Origin of the sequence: Janthinobacterium tructae (assembly GCF_006517255.1) — a bacterium.
GTDB classification, from domain to species: Bacteria; Pseudomonadota; Gammaproteobacteria; order Burkholderiales; family Burkholderiaceae_D; genus Janthinobacterium; species Janthinobacterium tructae.
Genome location: NZ_CP041185.1, coordinates 3,629,521 through 3,646,501, shown reverse-complemented (window position 1 = coordinate 3,646,501; position 16,981 = coordinate 3,629,521). Strand labels below are relative to the sequence as shown.

Sequence of the window (16,981 nt, the reverse complement as noted above, 5' to 3'; positions counted from 1 at the left end):
CTGCGTGCAACACCAAGAACGCCCCTTGCAGGCACACGACAGGCGCACTATACTGTGCATATATACAGTATCATGCAATGACGGCGTGCGACGCGACAGCCTGGGGCGGTTTGCCACCGAATTCACTACCGAGATTCTTATGCCCGTCGATACACACGCCGAACAGCCAGCCGCGACCTTGCCAGCCCCGGGCGAGCGCTTCAACCTGGGCGCCAAGACCATCGCCCTGGTCGTGCGCCAGAATACGGATGGCATTGCCGAGCCCGTCAAAAGCATCGTCGATTTCCTGCAAGTGCTGGGCCACACGGTGGTCTTCGAGGCGGAGACGGCCGTGCATCTGAACCTGGCGTTTCCCGGCGTGCGCGCCATGTCGCCGGCCGAGATCGGCGCCGCCGCCGATTGCGCCATCGTCATGGGCGGCGACGGCACCATGCTGGGCATTGCGCGCCAGCTGGCGCCATTCGATGTTCCCTTGATCGGTATCAATCAGGGACGCCTGGGCTTCATGACCGATATCCCGCTCGAGCGCATGCTGCCCGTACTGGCGCAAATTCTCGGCGGCCGCTTCAAGGCCGAACGCCGCACCTTGCTCGAAGGCAGCGTGCTGCGCGATGGCGAGTCGATTCACGTGGGCATGGCCGTCAACGATGTCGTCGTCTCGCGCGGCGGCGGTGCCGGCATGGCCGAATTGCGCGTCGAAGTCGACGGCCACTTCATGTACAACCAGCGTTCGGACGGCTTGATCATTTCCACGCCCACGGGCTCGACCGCGTACTCGCTGTCGGCCGGCGGCCCCTTGCTGCATCCGACCCTGGGCGGCATCGTGCTCGTGCCGATTGCCCCGCATGCGCTGTCGAACCGGCCCATCGTCCTGCCCGATTCCAGCCAGATCGTGGTGGAAATCGTGCGCGGGCGCGATATCAGCGTCAATTTCGACATGCAGACCTTTGCCAGCCTGGTGCAGCAAGACCGCATCCTCATCCGCCGTTCGCCGCACACGATTACCTTCCTGCATCCGGAAGGGTGGAGTTACTACAACACCCTGCGTGAAAAACTGCACTGGAATGAGTACCCGTCGGGCGAGGGCAAGCTCAGCTAACATTTTCTCCACGCTAACCCGCGGTGCGCCGCCTAACCACAGAAGCCATGCTCCATACCCTGTCCATTCGCGATTTTGTCATTGTCGATACCATTGAACTGGAATTTTCCGCCGGCTTCAGCGTGCTGACGGGTGAGACGGGCGCAGGCAAGTCCATCCTCATCGATGCGCTGACCCTGGCCCTGGGCGGGCGTGGCGACGCCAGCGTGGTGCGCGAAGGCGCGGCCAAGGCAGACATCACGGCCGATTTTTCCGTCAGCGAGGTGGCGCAGGCCTGGCTGGTCGCCAACGAATTTTCCAATGACGATGGCGGCGCCCTGCTGCGCCGCGTGATCGACAATGCGGGCCGCTCGAAGGCGTACATCAACGGCATCCCCGCCACGGCCGCGCAGTTGCGCGAACTGGGCGACATGCTGGTCGATATCCACGGCCAGCACGCGCACCAGTCCTTGCTGAAAAGCGAGGCGCAGCGCGCCCTGCTCGACGGCCAGGCGACGGCGCGCGAAGCGGGCGTGGAGCAGGATGCGCGGCAGGTGGCGGCGCTGCACAAGCGCTGGCGCGCCCTCGTGCGCCAGCGCGAAGAATTCGAAACCAACGCCGCCAACGTGCTGTACGAGCGCGAACGCCTGGAATGGCAAGTGGGCGAACTGGAAAAACTGGCCGCCAAGCCCGGCGAGTGGACGGACATCACGAACGAGCACAGCCGCCTGTCGCACGCGGCCAGCCTGCTGGAAGGGGCGCAGGAAGCCCTGTCCCTCATTTCCGAGTCGGAAGACCACCCGATCGTGTCGCAACTGTCGGCCCTGAACCAGAAGCTGGGCAAGCTGGTGTCCGTCGATGCGGAATTGCAGCCGATCGTCGACCTGATTGAATCGTCGCGCATCCAGCTGCAGGAATCCGTGTACGCGCTGAACAACTACCTGGACCGCGTGGAACTGGACCCGGAACGCCTGCACCAGCTCGACGCGCGCATGGAAGCCATGCATAGCACGGCCCGCAAATTCCGCGTCACACCCGAAGAGCTACCCGAGGAACACGCCAAGCTGTCGGAAAAGCTGCAGCACCTGGCCGACGCTTCCGATATCGAAGGCTTGCTGCGCCAGGAAGCGAAGATCGAGGCCGAGTACCGCAGCGTGGCCGAGCGCTTATCAAACACGCGCCGCGCCGCCGCCCTGGAGCTGGGGCACGCCGTCACGCGTGCCATGCAGGAACTGAGCATGACGGGCGGCAGCTTCGAGATCGCACTGCATCCGTGCGCACCGGCTGCCCACGGGCTCGAGCAAGTGGAATTCCTCGTCGCCGGCCATGCGGGCACGGCGCCCCGTTCGCTGGCCAAGGTGGCGTCCGGCGGCGAACTGGCGCGCATTGCGCTGGCCATTTCCGTCATCACCTCGCACGCCACCACCACGCCGACCCTGATCTTTGACGAAGTCGACAGCGGCATCGGCGGCGCCGTCGCCGAAGTCGTGGGGCGGCTGCTGAAACGCCTGGGGCAGGGACGCCAGGTACTGTGCGTGACCCATTTGCCGCAAGTGGCCAGCCAGGCGAACCAGCATTTTCAGGTGGCAAAAAGCACCCTGGACAATGGCAAGACGGCGTCGCGCATCGACATGCTCGATGCCAAGGCCCGCGTGGAAGAAGTGGCGCGCATGCTGGGCGGCCTGGAAATCACGGCCACCACGCGCAAGCATGCGCGCGAGTTGCTGGCGATTTGATTCATGGCTTGGGGCAGACCGGGGTCAGACCCGCCGGGGCAATGCGTTCCAGTGGAGCGCATTGCGATCACGCAGTGACTGACCCCAGCCTTTGCTATGGGTGAATTGCATCAACATCCATCTTTCCCGATGTTGATGCAATGTAACTATAATGGTCGGCTAATCCATCCAACGTCTTCGAAGAGCTTTCATGTCATTTCAAACAGAACCGTCGTACACGCATGGCAGCATCGACCGCAGCGCCGTGGTGCTGGTCAACCTGGGCACGCCCGATGCGCCGACCTCGTCGGCCGTGCGGCGCTACCTGAAGCAATTTTTGTCTGACCCGCGCGTGGTGGAGATTCCCCGCCTGGTCTGGTGGTTCATTTTGAACCTGATCATCTTGCCATTCCGCTCTGGCCAGTCGGCCAAGAAATATGCATCGATCTGGACGCGCGAGGGTTCGCCCCTGAAAGTGCATACGCAAAAGCAGGCGAAATTGCTGGCCGGCGCGCTGGCCGAGCGGGGGCATGACGGCGTGACGGTGGCCATGGCCATGCGTTACGGCTCGCCTTCCCTGCCCGAAGTACTGGCCAGGCTGAAAAGCGAAGGCTGCGAGCGCATCGCCATCTTGCCAGCCTATCCGCAATACTCGGGCACGACGACAGGTTCCATCTACGACGCCGTGTTTGCCCATTACGCCACGGTGCGCAATGTGCCGGAGTTGCGTTTTATCAAGCAATATCACGAGCACGACACGTATATCGACGCCCTGCGCGATTCCGTACTGAACCACTGGGAAGCGCATGGCCGTCCGGAAAAACTGGTGATGAGTTTTCATGGTGTGCCCAAGCGCACCTTGCTGCTGGGCGACCCCTACCACTGCCAATGCCTGAAAACGGCGCGCTTGCTGGCGGAAAAGTTAAAGTTAAGTAAAGAGCAATACGTGGTGACTTTCCAGTCGCGCTTCGGCAAGGCCGAATGGCTGCAGCCGTACACGGCCCCTACCCTGGTGGCGCTGGCGCAACAGGGCGTCAAGCGTATCGACCTGCTGTGTCCGGGCTTTACCAGCGATTGCCTGGAAACGCTGGAAGAGATTGCCATGGAAGCCAAACATGATTTTGAAACGGCCGGCGGTCAGCAGTTTCATTACATTGCTTGCTTGAACGAAACACCAGCCTGGATCGCGGGCATGGCGGAAATTGCCGAACAACACATGATCGGCTGGCCGACGATGAAGACGGCGCCGCAGCGCGAGGTGGACAGGAAAGCGGGCGAGCAGGCGCGCGAGGCGGCGCTGGCGCTGGGCGCGGCGAATTAAGGAATATTAATTTTTGTGACAATCAGGGGCCGCGCTTGCGCGGCTTTGTCATGTCTGGCGCGACAAAAGTACCATCCAGATAGTAACGTCGCCAGTGGCGACGGCGGCGGCGCGGCTGGTAGAATGCCCGCTTTACCGTGGGAAGCCTGGAAAATCAAGGGGGCGCGCACGGATCGCTGGCCGAAATGGGTAGCGTTTTGTAAATAGCTGTAACATGGATCGATGTAAATCTGGTTTTGCCATGCATACCCCTTGAAACAATAGGATATAGCCCCATCTGCCCGTTAGTGTTGTAAAGATAGTTAGACTAACTCATTTAAGTCATTGATTGTAGGAGCTTTCTAGATGCAAGATCAGGAAAACCAAGCTGTACCTAATCCGCAAGCGGACGCCGCGGCTCCCGCAGAGCCTACTTTGGAAGAACAGTTGGCGAGTACCGAAGCGCGTCTTGCAGAGATGCATGATGCCTTCATGCGCGCCAAGGCCGATGGCGAAAATATTCGCCGCCGTGCGCAGGAAGATGTTGCTAAAGCGCATAAATTCGCAGTGGAAAGCTTTGCCGAAGCCATGGTGCCGGTGAAAGACAGCCTGGAAACGGCGCTGACGGTGGAAGCACCGACCATCGAATCGCTGAAAGAAGGCGTCGAGATGACCCTGAAGCAACTGAACGCCGCGTTCGAGCGCAACCGCCTGGTGGAAGTGTTGCCGGTGCAGGGTGAAAAGCTCGATCCGATGAAACACCAGGCTGTTGCCGTGGTGCCAGCGGAGCAGGAAGCCAATACCATCGTATCCGTCCTGCAAAAGGGCTATATGATTGCGGACCGCCTGCTGCGTCCAGCCATTGTAACGACCGCGCAAGCAAAATAATCAGAGGGCGGCATCAAGCAAGCCTTGAAACCATGCCGCTTTGCCACATATAAGAACCATCTGAAATCTAGCAAATAAAAGGAAAAAAATCATGGGTAGAATTATCGGTATCGATCTGGGAACCACGAATTCCTGCGTTTCCATCATGGAAAACGGTCAACCAAAGGTAATCGAAAACGCTGAAGGCGCACGCACGACGCCGTCGATTATTGCTTATCAAGAAGATGGCGAAATTCTCGTCGGCGCGCCGGCGAAACGCCAGGCCGTGACCAATCCGAAAAACACGCTGTACGCAGTCAAGCGTCTGATCGGTCGCAAGTTCGACGAAAAAGAAGTGCAAAAAGACATCGCGCTGATGCCGTACCAAATCATGAAAGCCGACAACGGCGATGCATGGATCGGCGTACGCGACAAAAAACTGGCGCCGCCACAAATTTCCGCTGAAGTGCTGCGCAAGATGAAGAAAACGGCAGAAGACTACCTCGGTGAAGAAGTCACCGAAGCGGTCATCACCGTACCTGCGTACTTCAACGACTCGCAGCGTCAAGCCACCAAGGATGCCGGCCGTATCGCTGGTCTGGACGTCAAGCGCATCATCAACGAGCCAACCGCGGCAGCGCTGGCGTTCGGCCTGGACAAGACCGAAAAAGGCGACCGTAAAATCGCAGTGTATGACTTGGGTGGCGGCACGTTCGACGTGTCCATCATCGAAATCGCAGATGTTGATGGCGAGAAACAATTTGAAGTGCTGTCGACCAACGGCGACACCTTCCTGGGCGGCGAAGACTTCGACCAGCGCATCATCGATTACATCATCGATGAGTTCAAGAAGATCAACGGCATCGATCTGAAAAAAGATCCGATCGCTCTGCAGCGCATCAAGGCTTCGGCCGAGCGCGCGAAGATCGAATTGTCGTCGTCGCAGCAAACCGAGATCAACGAGCCGTACATCGCCATGGCCAATGGCGCGCCGGTCCACCTGAACCTGAAGATGACCCGCGCCAAGCTGGAGTCGCTGGTGGAAGAACTGATCATCGCGACGATGGAACCATGCCGCATCGCTATCAAAGATGCTGGCGTGAAAGTGTCGGACATCGATGACATCATCCTGGTCGGCGGCATGACGCGTATGCCGAAGGTACAGGAAAAAGTGAAGGAATTCTTCGGCAAAGATCCACGCAAAGACGTGAATCCGGACGAAGCCGTGGCCGTGGGCGCAGCGATTCAAGGTTCGGTCCTGTCGGGCGAACGCAAAGATTTGCTGTTGCTGGACGTCACCCCTCTGTCCCTGGGTATCGAAACCCTGGGCGGCGTGATGACGAAGATGATCCACAAAAACACGACGATTCCGACCAAGTTCAGCCAGGTATTCTCGACGGCCGACGACAATCAGCCTGCGGTGACCATCAAGGTCTTCCAGGGTGAGCGCGAAATCGCCGCCGGCAACAAAGGCCTGGGTGAATTCAATCTGGAAGGCATTCCACCATCGGCGCGCGGTACGCCGCAGATCGAAGTGACCTTCGACATCGACGCCAACGGCATCTTGCATGTCGGCGCGAAAGACAAGGCCACCGGCAAGGAAAACAAGATCACGATCAAGGCCAATTCCGGCTTGACCGAGGCTGAAATCCAGAAGATGGTGAAAGACGCCGAGTTGAACGCTGAAGAAGACAAGAAGGTCAAAGAATTGGCCGAGTCGCGCAACCAGGCCGATGCTCTGGTACACTCGACCCGGAAATCCTTGACCGAATACGGCGACAAGCTCGATGCGGGCGAGAAAGAGAAGATCGAAGCGGCGATCACCGACCTGGAAGCAAGCATCAAGGCGGGTGACAAGGCTGAGATCGACGCCAAGGTGGCTGCACTGTCGAGCGCATCGCAGAAACTGGGCGAAAAAATGTATGCCGACATGCAAGCGCAGCAAGCTGCCGGCGGCGCGGAAGGTGCACAGCAAGCTGCTGGCGCATCGGACGCAGGCGCCAAGCAAGACGACGTTGTTGACGCTGACTTCAAAGAAGTCAAAGACAGCAAGTAATGTCTTGCGCTCCCATGCACTGGGGGCAGCCGGGCTGAACGCTACATCGCGGGATTAGCCGCGAAGACCGGCCGAGCCGAGTCGTTGCCCAGTGCAGCACTCGACTCGGCTTTTTCGTGTAATTTTTACATCAGTAGATAGACTGCAAGGTGCCGACAACATGGCAAAGCGTGATTTTTACGAGACACTCGGTGTCGCAAAAAATGCTTCGGAAGAAGAGATCAAAAAGTCTTACCGTAAACTGGCGATGAAATACCATCCGGACCGCAATCCGGATAGCAAGGAATCGGAAGAAAAGTTTAAGGAAGTCAAAGAAGCCTACGAAATGCTGACCAATCCGGAAAAGCGCGAAGCGTATGACCGTTATGGTCACGCCGGCGTGGACCCGAACATGGGCGGCGGTGGCGGCTTCGGTGGCGGTGCTGGCGGCTTTGCCGACAGCTTCGGCGATATCTTCGGCGACATCTTTGGCGGTGGCGGTGGACGCAGCCGCAATGCCGGTCCACAGGTGTACCGTGGCGCCGACTTGCGCTACAACCTGGAAATTACACTGGAGCAAGCTGCGCACGGCTTCGACACGACCATCCGCGTGCCGAGCTGGGACAAGTGCGACACCTGCCACGGCAGCGGCGCCAAGCCGGGCACGTCGCCAACCACCTGCGGTACTTGCGGTGGCCACGGCCAGGTGCGCATGCAGCAAGGTTTCTTCAGCATCCAGCAAACCTGCCCGAAATGCCATGGCAGCGGCAAGGTCATCACCGACCCCTGCACGCCATGCGGCGGCGCCGGTCGCATCAAGCGCAACAAGACCCTGGAAGTCAAAATTCCAGTCGGTATCGACAACGGCATGCGTATCCGTTCGTCCGGCAACGGCGAACCGGGCACGAATGGCGGTCCGTCGGGCGACCTGTATGTGGAAATCCACATCAAGCCGCACGCCGTGTTCCAGCGCGAAGGCGACGACCTGCATTGCGAAATGCCGATCTCGTTCACCAAGGCGGCCCTGGGCGGCGAAATCGAAGTGCCTACCCTGAACGGTAAAGTGTCGTTCACGATTCCTGAGGGCACCCAGTCGGGCAAGACCTTCCGCCTGAAAGGCAAGGGCATCAAGGGCGTGCGCTCCGGTTACGCGGGCGACCTGTTCTGCCACGTGGCCATCGAAACACCGGTGAAACTGACGGAAAAACAGAAAGACCTGCTGCGCGACTTTGAAAAGTCGACCACCGAGGGCGGTGCCAAGCACAGTCCGCAAAGCAAGACCTGGAAAGACAAGGTCAAGGACTTCTTTGAGTAAGCACACGTAATACCATGCGCCGGGATGCTCACACATCCCGGCGTTTTTTTCACTACGACTGAGCAATGTGCGCACATCGCCGGCCTATGGGCGCGATCTGCAGCCTTCAGTCGTACTTACACAATGGGAGCGATATGACCGAACCGAAAAATGGCATGGCCCTGGCGGAACTGCTGCAGCGTAACCGCCGCTGGGCCGACTCGATGGTGGCGAACGACCCGAACTTCTTCAAGAACCTGGAAGCGCAAACGTCGCCCGAATACCTGTGGATCGGCTGCTCCGACAGCCGCGTGCCCGCCAACGAACTGCTGGGCATGGCGCCTGGCGACGTGTTTGTGCACCGAAACATTGCCAACGTGGTCGTGCATTCCGACCTGAACTGCCTGTCCGTCCTGCAATTTGCCGTGGACGTGCTGAAAGTCAAACATGTCATCATCGTCGGCCATTACGGCTGCAAGGGTGTGCATGCGGCCATGACGGGCACGCGCATCGGCCTGGTCGACAACTGGTTGCGTCACGTGCAGGACGTGGGCCAGAAGCACGAACGCTATCTGGGCGACGTGCTGACGAGCCGCCAGCGCGGCGATCGCCTGTGCGAACTGAACGTGGTGGAGCAGGTTTTGAATGTATGCCAGACCACCATCGTGCAAGATGCGTGGGAACGGGGCCAGGAACTCAGCGTCCATGGCTGGGTCTATGGCTTGAAGGATGGCTTGCTGAACGATCTGGAAGTGACGGTGACGGCCGGCCACGAGCTGGCGCCGCGCATGGCGACCCGCCTGGCCCGCTACGAAGCAACGGCGTAAGCAAGCAATGCTGGCGCGGCGCTAAGGTGCCGCGCCCTCCAGGCGGCCCAGATAATCGGCCGCCTCCGGCACGCCTTCTTGCGCCGCCCGGCGCAGCCAGGTCTTGGCCTGGGCAATATCCTGCGGCGTACCCCGGCCTTCGGCCAGTGCCACGCCATAGTGATAGCGCGCCAGCCGCGCATAGGCGGCGTCATCGTTCGTATGGGCACCACGCCGCATCAGCGCCGTCGCCTGCTCCAGGTCCTTGGTCACGCCGATGCCCGTTTCATACAGCTGGGCCAGCCAAATCATCGAATACACATCGTTCCAGCGCCGGATGCAATCTTCAAAGATGGCGACGGCGGCCGCATGGTCGCCCGTCTTGTCGGCCGCATAGCCGTACAAGCACTTGATGCGCTTGTCGCTGTGCACATAGGCTTTGTAGCTGAGATCACTTTCACCCTGGCTATCCTGCGCATGGGTGGGAATGGGGAACAGCAAGGCGAACAAGAGGGCGAGAATGGGCATGGCGTTCCTGTGTAGGCGTTGAAAATTGGTAGTCAAGCAAATTGCGTGCTAGCACCCCTCCCGGGCACGGCCGATACTGCTGTGCCATTGCGTGACAGCCACTGTTGCAGCCTGGCGCAACGCGCCGCGCATATCCATAGCAGAAATGCTTCGTTTGCAGGATGGACGAGCAGGCATACAGTGGACTTCCCTTGTTCACTGATGAAGCCATCATGTCGGCCGTCCTGAAACCCGCGCATTCCGCTAGTCATTTCCGTATCGAAACGTTCGATGCGCCGCTCGGCGCGCAAGTGCTGGGACTGGACCTGGCGCAGCCGTTGTCGCTGGGCGACTTCCAGCGCCTGCACCACGCCCATCTCGACCATCACGTGCTGGTGTTCCGCGAGCAGCACATCACGCCGCAGCAGCAGGTCGATTTCAGCCGCCGCTTCGGCCCGTTGCAAATTCACGTGCTGCGCCAGTTCCAGCTGCCCACGCAGCCGGAAGTGCTGATCATCTCGAACATCGTCGAGGATGGCCAGCCCATCGGCCTGGGCGACGCGGGCCATTTCTGGCATTCCGATTTGTCGTACATGGAAGTACCCAGCCTCGGCTCCATGCTGCACGCGCAAGAGTTGCCGGACGAGGGCGGCGATACCGTGTTTGCCAACATGCACCTGGCCTGGGAAAGCTTGCCGGCCGCGCTGCGCCACGCCGTGCGCGGCGCCCGTGCCGAACACAGTTACCTGAGCCAGTATGAGGAATTGCGCCGCCGCAATCCCTGGCGTCCCGCACTGACGCAGGCGCAGATCGATGAAGTCACACCCGTGACCCACCCCGTAGTGCGCGTGCATCCGGAAACGGGGCGCCGCGCCCTGTTTGTCAGCGAACACTTCACCACGCGCATCATCGGCCTGCCCGAGGATGAAAGCCGCGCCCTGCTCGATGAACTGTTTGCCCATAGCGTGCGCCCCGAGCATCTGTATGTGCACCGCTGGCAGCCGTACGACCTGGTGTTCTGGGACAACCGCTCCCTGATGCACCTGGCGACGGGGTGTCCGCCCGAGCAGCGCCGCAAACTCTACCGAACCACCATCGAAGGCGATGCGCCGTACTGATTTTTTCCTGTAAGCCTGACCCAAGGAGTGTCCATGTTGCCGATCTTCACCTTTTCCCGCCGCCTGCTCGCCACCATCGCCATGCTGTGTTTGACAGGCATGGCCATGCCCATGGCCCGGGCCGAAGGCCAGATCCGCATCGCGGGCCAGCATGGCATTACCTTCTTGCTGCTCAATATTGCGCAGGAACAAAAGCTGATCGAAAAGCATGCCAAGCAGCAGGGCGTCGACGTGAAGGTCGAGTGGATCACCCTGTCTGGCGGCCCCGCCATCAACGACGCCTTGTTGTCGGGCAATATCGATATCGCGGGGGCCGGCCTGGGGCCGCTGCTGACCATCTGGGACCGCACCAGGGGAAGGCAGAATGTGCGCGGCGTGGCTTCGCTCGGCAATTTCCCCTACTATTTGATCAGCAATAATCCGAAGGTGAAAACCCTGGCGGACTTGACGGACAAGGACCGCATCGCCTTGCCTGCCGTGTCCGTCTCGGTGCAGGCGCGCATCTTGCAGATGGCCGTGGCAAAACAGTGGGGCGACAAGGAATTTGCCCGACTCGATAAAATCACGCAAACCCTGCCGCACCCGGATGCGGCCGCGGCCATCATCGCCGGCGGCACGGAGTTGACTGGTCACTTCGGCAATTCACCGTTCCAGGAGCAGGAACTGGCGCAAAACCCGAACGCCCACATCCTCCTCAATTCCTACGATGTGCAAGGCGGGCCCAGCTCGTCGACCCTGCTGTATGCAACAGAAAAATACCGCAAGGACAATCCCAAGACGTACCGCGCCTTCATCGCCGCCCTGGCGGAAGCGGCGCAGTATGCGAGCAGCAACCCGCAAGGCGCGGCCGACATCTATATCAAGGTGAACAAAAGCAAGGTGGACCGCAATCTGCTCTTGAAAATCTTTGCCAATCCGCAAGTGCAATTCAAGATCGCGCCGCAAAACACCTATGGCCTGGCGCAATTCCTGCACCGCGTGAATGCCATCCGCAACCTGCCCGACAGCTGGCGCGATTATTTCTTTGACGACCCGGCCATCACGCAAGGAGGCTGAGATGAACGCACCCGCTTTTCACCTGGTACGTCCTGCGGTCACAGTGGCGCCATTGCTCAGCGTCAAACATGTCAGCCTGGAATACCGCACGGAGCAGCGCACCGTACGCGCCACGCATGATGTCAGTTTCGACGTGTTCCGCGGCGACCGTTTCGTGCTGCTGGGACCGTCCGGCTGCGGCAAGTCGTCATTGCTGAAAGCCGTGGCCGGCTTCATTGCGCCGCGCGCGGGCAGCATCGCCATGCATGGCCAGCCGATTCATCAACCGGGACCGGACCGGGTGGTCGTGTTCCAGGAATTCGACCAGTTGCCACCGTGGAAGACGGTGCTGGAAAACGTCATGTTCCCCTTGCTGGCCAGCAAGCGTCTCGACAAGCAGGCGGCGCGCGAGCGCGCCCATCACTGGATCGCCAAGGTGGGCCTGGCCGGCTTTGAAGATGCCCATCCGCATACCTTGTCGGGCGGCATGAAGCAGCGCGTGGCTATCGCGCGCGCGCTGGCCATGCAGCCGGAAGTGCTGCTGATGGACGAGCCGTTTGCCGCGCTCGATGCCTTGACACGGCGCAAGATGCAGGAAGAGCTGAGCCGTTTGTGGGAAGAGTTGCGTTTTACCCTCGTCTTCGTCACGCATTCGATCGAGGAAGCCTTGGTCGTGGGCAACCGCATCCTGCTGCTGTCGCCCCATCCGGGCCGCGTGCGCGCCGAACTCAATAGCCATCAATTTGGCTTGCACAGCGCGGGCAGCGCGGAATTCCAGGCTGCCAGCAGCCGCATCCACGGCTTGCTGTTCGATGAAGAAACGACTGCTGCCCCGCAGGCAGCGAGCACGCAGCGGGAGGCCGTATGAACGTGTTGCTGGAGCCGCCCATCCGCCAGGAAGTCGTGTATGCGGCACCGCCGCCGGCCGGCGTCACCGTCGAGCAGCCACTGTCGCGCTGGCAGCGCTGGAGCCAGCACGCGTTGTGGCGCAAGGCCTTGATTTTGCTCAGCCTGGCCCTGCTGTGGGAGGGCGCGGCGCGCTGGACGCAGAACGATTTATTGTTGCCCAGTTTTCTGCAGACGGCGCAGGCGTTTATCGGCGGCATCGCCAGTGGTGAATTGCTGACGCGCACGGCCGCCTCCCTGGTCGTCTTGCTGCAAGGCTATGCGGTGGGCGTGCTGGCCGCCTTCGTGCTGACCCTGCTGGCCGTGTCCAGCCGCCTCGGACGCGACCTGCTGGAAACCCTGACGGCCATGTTGAATCCCTTGCCGGCGATTGCCCTGCTGCCGCTGGCCCTGCTGTGGTTCGGCCTGGGCCGCGCCAGTTTGATCTTTGTCATCGTCCATTCCGTGATGTGGCCGCTGGCCCTGAACACCTATGCGGGCTTCCAGGGCGTGCCGGAAACCCTGCGCATGGCGGGCCGCAATTACGGGCTGAACGGCTTGCGCCTGGTGCTGCACATCCTCGTGCCGGGCGCCTTGCCCTCCATCGTCTCGGGCTTGAAAATCGGCTGGGCGTTTGCCTGGCGTACCCTGATCGCCGCCGAGCTGGTATTCGGCACCACCTCGGGACAGGGCGGCCTGGGCTGGTACATTTTCCAAAACCGCAATGAGCTGTACACGGACAAGGTGTTCGCCGGCCTGGCGGCCGTCATCGTCATCGGTTTAAGCGTGGAAAACCTTGGCTTTCGCAGCCTGGAACGCGTCACCTTGAAGCGCTGGGGCATGCAGCGGTAGTTATCTCACAATAATCATTTCAGCATGCTGCGCGCCGCCGCGATGATTTGCCGCGACAGCTGCTCCATGCGCGGCGACTGCACCTTCCACGTGTGCCAGTACAGGGCCACGTCGGCCGGGGTCTTGGGCGTGAGCATTTCCACCAGCTCGCCATCCGTGTTCGCCTTGAGCAGCAACTCCGGCACCATGCCGTAGCCGAGGCCGTAGCGGATGGCGTTGAAGTGCGAGGTGGCGCCCGGTACGTAATGGCAGGGGTAAGCGCCCTCGGGCAGGCCCAGCGCCTCTTGCAGGAACGACGATTGCAAGGTGTCCTTGCGCGTGTAGGCGACCACGGGCGCCGTGCGCGCCGCCTTGCGCGTCAGGCCGTGCGCAAACCACTGCTGGCGGAACGCGGGCGTGGCCACCAGCCAGTAGCGCATCACGCCCAGCGGCTCGGCCGTGCAGCCGCGCATGGGCTTGGCTTCCGTGCTGATGCAGCCGATGGCCATGCCCGTTTCCAGCAAGGTGTAGGTATGGTCCTGGTCTTCCACGGTCAGGTCCAGCAGCACGCGCTCGCGTATCAGCACTTCCGACAGGGCCGGGAAGAACCAGGTACCCATCGAATCGGCGTTCAGCGCCAGCACCAGGGTCAGCGGGGCGTCCTGCTGCACCGCCATTTCCGCCTGCAAGTCCGCTTCCAGCAGCTTGGCGCGCTTCAGGTACTGCATCAGGCGCTGGCCCATGCGCGTGGCGCGCGCGGGACGGCTGCGCACGATCAAGGCATTGCCCAGCTGGCTTTCCAGCGCCCGCACGCGCTGCGAAATGGCCGGCGACGTCAGGTGCAGCCGCAGCGCCGCCTGCTCGAAGCTGCCCGTTTCGACGACGGCGCGGAACGCTTCCGTGTGCTTGGGATTCAGATCCATGGTGCGCGCCTAACATAAGAAAAATTTATCAATACTAAATAATACTTACTTTTGATAAGGATAGGTGTGTTGCAGTGCACAATGCGTCTTTGATGGAGTGCCGCGTACGCGTATGCAGCGCGGCCTCCTGGCAGCAAGGGAATACCACCATGGAAGCACAAGCGAACGGCAGCAGCACCCGCAAGCCCCAGTCGAAGCTGGCGCGCAATCTGAAATTCGGCCTGGGACTGACCCTGGGCCTGGGCATGGCCGCCGCGCTGGCGGGCGGCTGGTGGCTGCGCCAGGCATGGCAGGACTTGCCGGCCGTCGAGCACCTGGCCCAGTACAAGCCCGCGCTGCCGCTGCGCATTTTCTCCAGCGAAGGCGAGCTGCTGGCCGAATACGGCGAAGAGCGCCGCGAATTCCTGCCGCTGAAGGAGATCCCGCTGCGCATGCGCCAGGCCTTGCTGGCCATCGAGGATGCGCGCTTTTATGAACACGGCGCCGTCGACTTTTATGGCTTGACGCGCGCCACCCTGGCCAACATCGTCACCGGCCACCACGTACAGGGCGCCAGCACCATCACCATGCAGGTGGCGCGCGACTTTTTCCTGTCGCGCGACAAGACCATACAGCGCAAGCTGACGGAGATGCTGCTCGCCTACAAGCTGGAACAGCACTACGGCAAGGACAAGCTGCTGGAGCTGTACATGAACCAGATTTACCTGGGCGAGCGCTCCTACGGCTTTTCCGCCGCCTCGAACATCTATTTCGACAAGCCGCTGGCGCAAGTGAGCATCGCCGAAGCGGCCATGCTGGCCGGCTTGCCGAAAGCGCCGTCGGCCTATAACCCCGTCGCCAATCCGCAGCGCGCCACCGTGCGCCAGCACTACATCCTGCAGCGCATGCGCGAACTCGGCTACATCACGCCAGCCGAATATGACACCGCCGTAGCGGAAAAACTGGCCCTGAACAAGGACCGCAACAGCTCCGTGCACGCGGCCGCGTATGCGGTCGAGGAAGCGCGTCAATTGATCTTGCAAAGCTATCCCGAAGGCGCCTACAGCATGGGCCTGGACGTGACGACCACCATCCGCATGGCGCCGCAAATCGCAGCCGACAAGTCGCTGCGCGATGGGCTGTTAAACGCGCAGGCGCGGCGCGGCTACCGTGGCCCGGAAGCGCGCCTGGCCCCTTCCGCAGACAGCGTGGCGCGCCAGCTGGCCGCCTATCCGGATAGCGGAGAATTGCGCGCCGCGCTGGTGCGCAAGGTAGATACTGCCGGCAAGCGCCAGTTGACGGCGCAGCTGCGCAATGGCGACGAGATCGTGCTCACCGCCTCGGATGCGCGCCTGGGTGGCAAGCTGCAGTGGGATGGCAAGCGCGCCATCGTCGCGGGCAGCGTGATCCGCGTGGTGCACGACGCGGCGAAAAAACGCTGGCTGGTGAGCCAGCTGCCCGAGATGGAAGGCGCGCTCATTTCCGTCGAGGCGCACAGCGGCGAAATCGTCGCCATGGCGGGCGGCTTTGATTTTTACCGCAATCACTACAACCACGCCATGCAGGCCTACCGCCAGCCCGGCTCCAGCTTCAAGCCCTTCGTATATTCGGCGGCGCTGGAAAAGGGATATTTTCCCGGTACGGCCGTGGACGATACGCAGCGTTTGCTGCTGCCGCAGGAAACGGGCGCGCGGCAGTGGCGTCCGCGCAATTACGGCAACAACTATGAAGGTTTCATCAGCGTGCGGCGCGGCCTCGTGCGCTCGAAAAACCTGGTGGCCGTGAGCCTGATGCAGGCGGCCGGTCCCGGCTACGTGCAGCACTACGCCACGCGCTTCGGCTTCGAGGGCGCGCGCAATCCCGTCTCGCTGCCGCTGGCGCTGGGCGCGGGCGCCGTCACGCCGCTGCAGCTGGCGCAATCGTATGCGGTGTTCGCCAACGGCGGCATGCAGATGCCGCCGAAACTGATCAAGGAAGTGCGCAGCCGCAGCGGCGAAGTGCTGTTCAGCGATGCGGCGCCACGCGCCAAGGGCGCGCCTGCAGCCGGTACGCAAGTCATCTCCACGCGCAATGCCTACGTCATGGACAGCATGCTGCGCGACGTCGTCAAGAGCGGCACGGGACGCGGCGCGCTGGCGCTGGGGCGCGGCGACGCGGCCGGCAAGACGGGCACGTCGAATAATGCCTATGACGCCTGGTTCGCCGGCTACTCCTCGGGCCTGGTGTCCGTCGTCTGGCTCGGCTACGACCAGCCGAAAAGCCTGGGCAATGCCACAGGGGGGACGTTGGCGCTGCCCGTCTGGCGCGACTACATGCAGGTGGCCGTACAAGGCCGGCGCGAACAGGTGCTGGCCGAGCCGCCAGGCCTGGCCCTGCTCGATGGCGATTACGTGTATGCCGAATACCTGGCCGGCGACTGCCTGAAGGATAACTTTGCCTTTATCCACAGCAGTGTCGGCTGCGGCAGCGGTGGTGCGGACACGCGCATGGCGCACGGTGACGCTGGCGCTGGCAATGGCGGCTCCAGCACGGGTACGAATGAAGCGCGCGCCCTGAGCGAAGCGCGCGAACGCGAACAAATTCTCAAATCATTTTCGGAAGAGTAAGA

14 protein-coding genes are annotated in these 16,981 nt (G+C 61.5%); 12 read left to right on the top strand and 2 right to left on the bottom strand.

All coding sequences use genetic code 11. The features are described from left to right. Positions 1-139: 139 nt before the first annotated feature. The 7 genes from FJQ89_RS15980 (at position 140) to can (ending at position 9,116) form a co-directional block, all read left to right on the top strand. The gene (locus FJQ89_RS15980; RefSeq protein WP_243136078.1) at positions 140-1,099 is read left to right on the top strand and encodes an NAD kinase; all 960 of its coding nucleotides are present in this window, start codon (positions 140-142) and stop codon (positions 1,097-1,099) included. A gap of 47 nt (positions 1,100-1,146) precedes the next feature. Further along, complete coding sequence (gene recN / locus FJQ89_RS15975; RefSeq protein WP_141170887.1) at positions 1,147-2,814, top strand: DNA repair protein RecN; 1,668 nt, start codon at positions 1,147-1,149, stop codon at positions 2,812-2,814. A 190-nt stretch (positions 2,815-3,004) separates the two neighbouring features. Continuing rightward, positions 3,005-4,114, top strand: coding sequence for a ferrochelatase (gene hemH, locus FJQ89_RS15970; RefSeq protein WP_141170886.1), 1,110 nt, complete (start codon positions 3,005-3,007; stop codon positions 4,112-4,114). 345 nt (positions 4,115-4,459) lie between these two features. Continuing rightward, positions 4,460-4,981 carry a nucleotide exchange factor GrpE gene (grpE, locus tag FJQ89_RS15965; RefSeq protein ID WP_071075290.1) on the top strand — a complete coding sequence of 174 codons (522 nt, stop codon included), beginning with the start codon at positions 4,460-4,462 and terminating at the stop codon, positions 4,979-4,981. Between the two features lie 91 nt (positions 4,982-5,072). Next, positions 5,073-7,016 carry a molecular chaperone DnaK gene (gene dnaK, locus FJQ89_RS15960; protein WP_141170885.1) on the top strand — a complete coding sequence of 648 codons (1,944 nt, stop codon included), beginning with the start codon at positions 5,073-5,075 and terminating at the stop codon, positions 7,014-7,016. A 160-nt stretch (positions 7,017-7,176) separates the two neighbouring features. Next, the gene (dnaJ, locus tag FJQ89_RS15955) at positions 7,177-8,310 is read left to right on the top strand and encodes a molecular chaperone DnaJ (RefSeq protein ID WP_071075292.1); all 1,134 of its coding nucleotides are present in this window, start codon (positions 7,177-7,179) and stop codon (positions 8,308-8,310) included. A 134-nt stretch (positions 8,311-8,444) separates the two neighbouring features. Beyond that, on the top strand, positions 8,445-9,116 hold the full coding sequence (gene can / locus FJQ89_RS15950) for a carbonate dehydratase (protein ID WP_141170884.1): 672 nt from the start codon (positions 8,445-8,447) through the stop codon (positions 9,114-9,116). A 21-nt stretch (positions 9,117-9,137) separates the two neighbouring features. On the opposite strand, the gene FJQ89_RS15945 is transcribed toward can, so the two are convergent. Beyond that, positions 9,138-9,623, bottom strand: a complete 486-nt coding sequence (locus tag FJQ89_RS15945; RefSeq protein WP_141170883.1) for a tetratricopeptide repeat protein — start codon at positions 9,621-9,623, stop codon at positions 9,138-9,140. A 212-nt stretch (positions 9,624-9,835) separates the two neighbouring features. On the opposite strand from FJQ89_RS15945, the gene FJQ89_RS15940 reads away from it, so the two are divergent. From FJQ89_RS15940 to FJQ89_RS15925, 4 genes are read left to right on the top strand one after another with little or no spacing between them, the layout of a single operon-like run. After that, positions 9,836-10,720: a TauD/TfdA dioxygenase family protein gene (locus FJQ89_RS15940; protein ID WP_141172841.1), complete on the top strand. Its 885-nt coding sequence runs from the start codon at positions 9,836-9,838 to the stop codon at positions 10,718-10,720. Between the two features lie 33 nt (positions 10,721-10,753). Then, a complete protein-coding gene (locus FJQ89_RS15935) occupies positions 10,754-11,776 on the top strand; it encodes an ABC transporter substrate-binding protein (protein WP_141170882.1) in 1,023 nt (340 codons plus the stop codon). A 1-nt stretch (position 11,777) separates the two neighbouring features. Then, complete coding sequence (locus FJQ89_RS15930; protein WP_141170881.1) at positions 11,778-12,623, top strand: ABC transporter ATP-binding protein; 846 nt, start codon at positions 11,778-11,780, stop codon at positions 12,621-12,623. Next, positions 12,620-13,492, top strand: coding sequence for an ABC transporter permease (locus FJQ89_RS15925; RefSeq protein WP_141170880.1), 873 nt, complete (start codon positions 12,620-12,622; stop codon positions 13,490-13,492). The genes FJQ89_RS15930 and FJQ89_RS15925 overlap by 4 nt, the downstream gene beginning before the upstream one ends. Before the next feature lie 14 nt (positions 13,493-13,506). On the opposite strand, the gene FJQ89_RS15920 is transcribed toward FJQ89_RS15925, so the two are convergent. Continuing rightward, entirely contained in the window at positions 13,507-14,394 is an 888-nt protein-coding gene (locus FJQ89_RS15920; RefSeq protein WP_141170879.1) for an HTH-type transcriptional regulator ArgP, read from the bottom strand. A 149-nt stretch (positions 14,395-14,543) separates the two neighbouring features. On the opposite strand from FJQ89_RS15920, the gene FJQ89_RS15915 reads away from it, so the two are divergent. Further along, positions 14,544-16,979: a penicillin-binding protein 1A gene (locus FJQ89_RS15915; protein ID WP_141170878.1), complete on the top strand. Its 2,436-nt coding sequence runs from the start codon at positions 14,544-14,546 to the stop codon at positions 16,977-16,979. Positions 16,980-16,981: the final 2 nt, after the last annotated feature.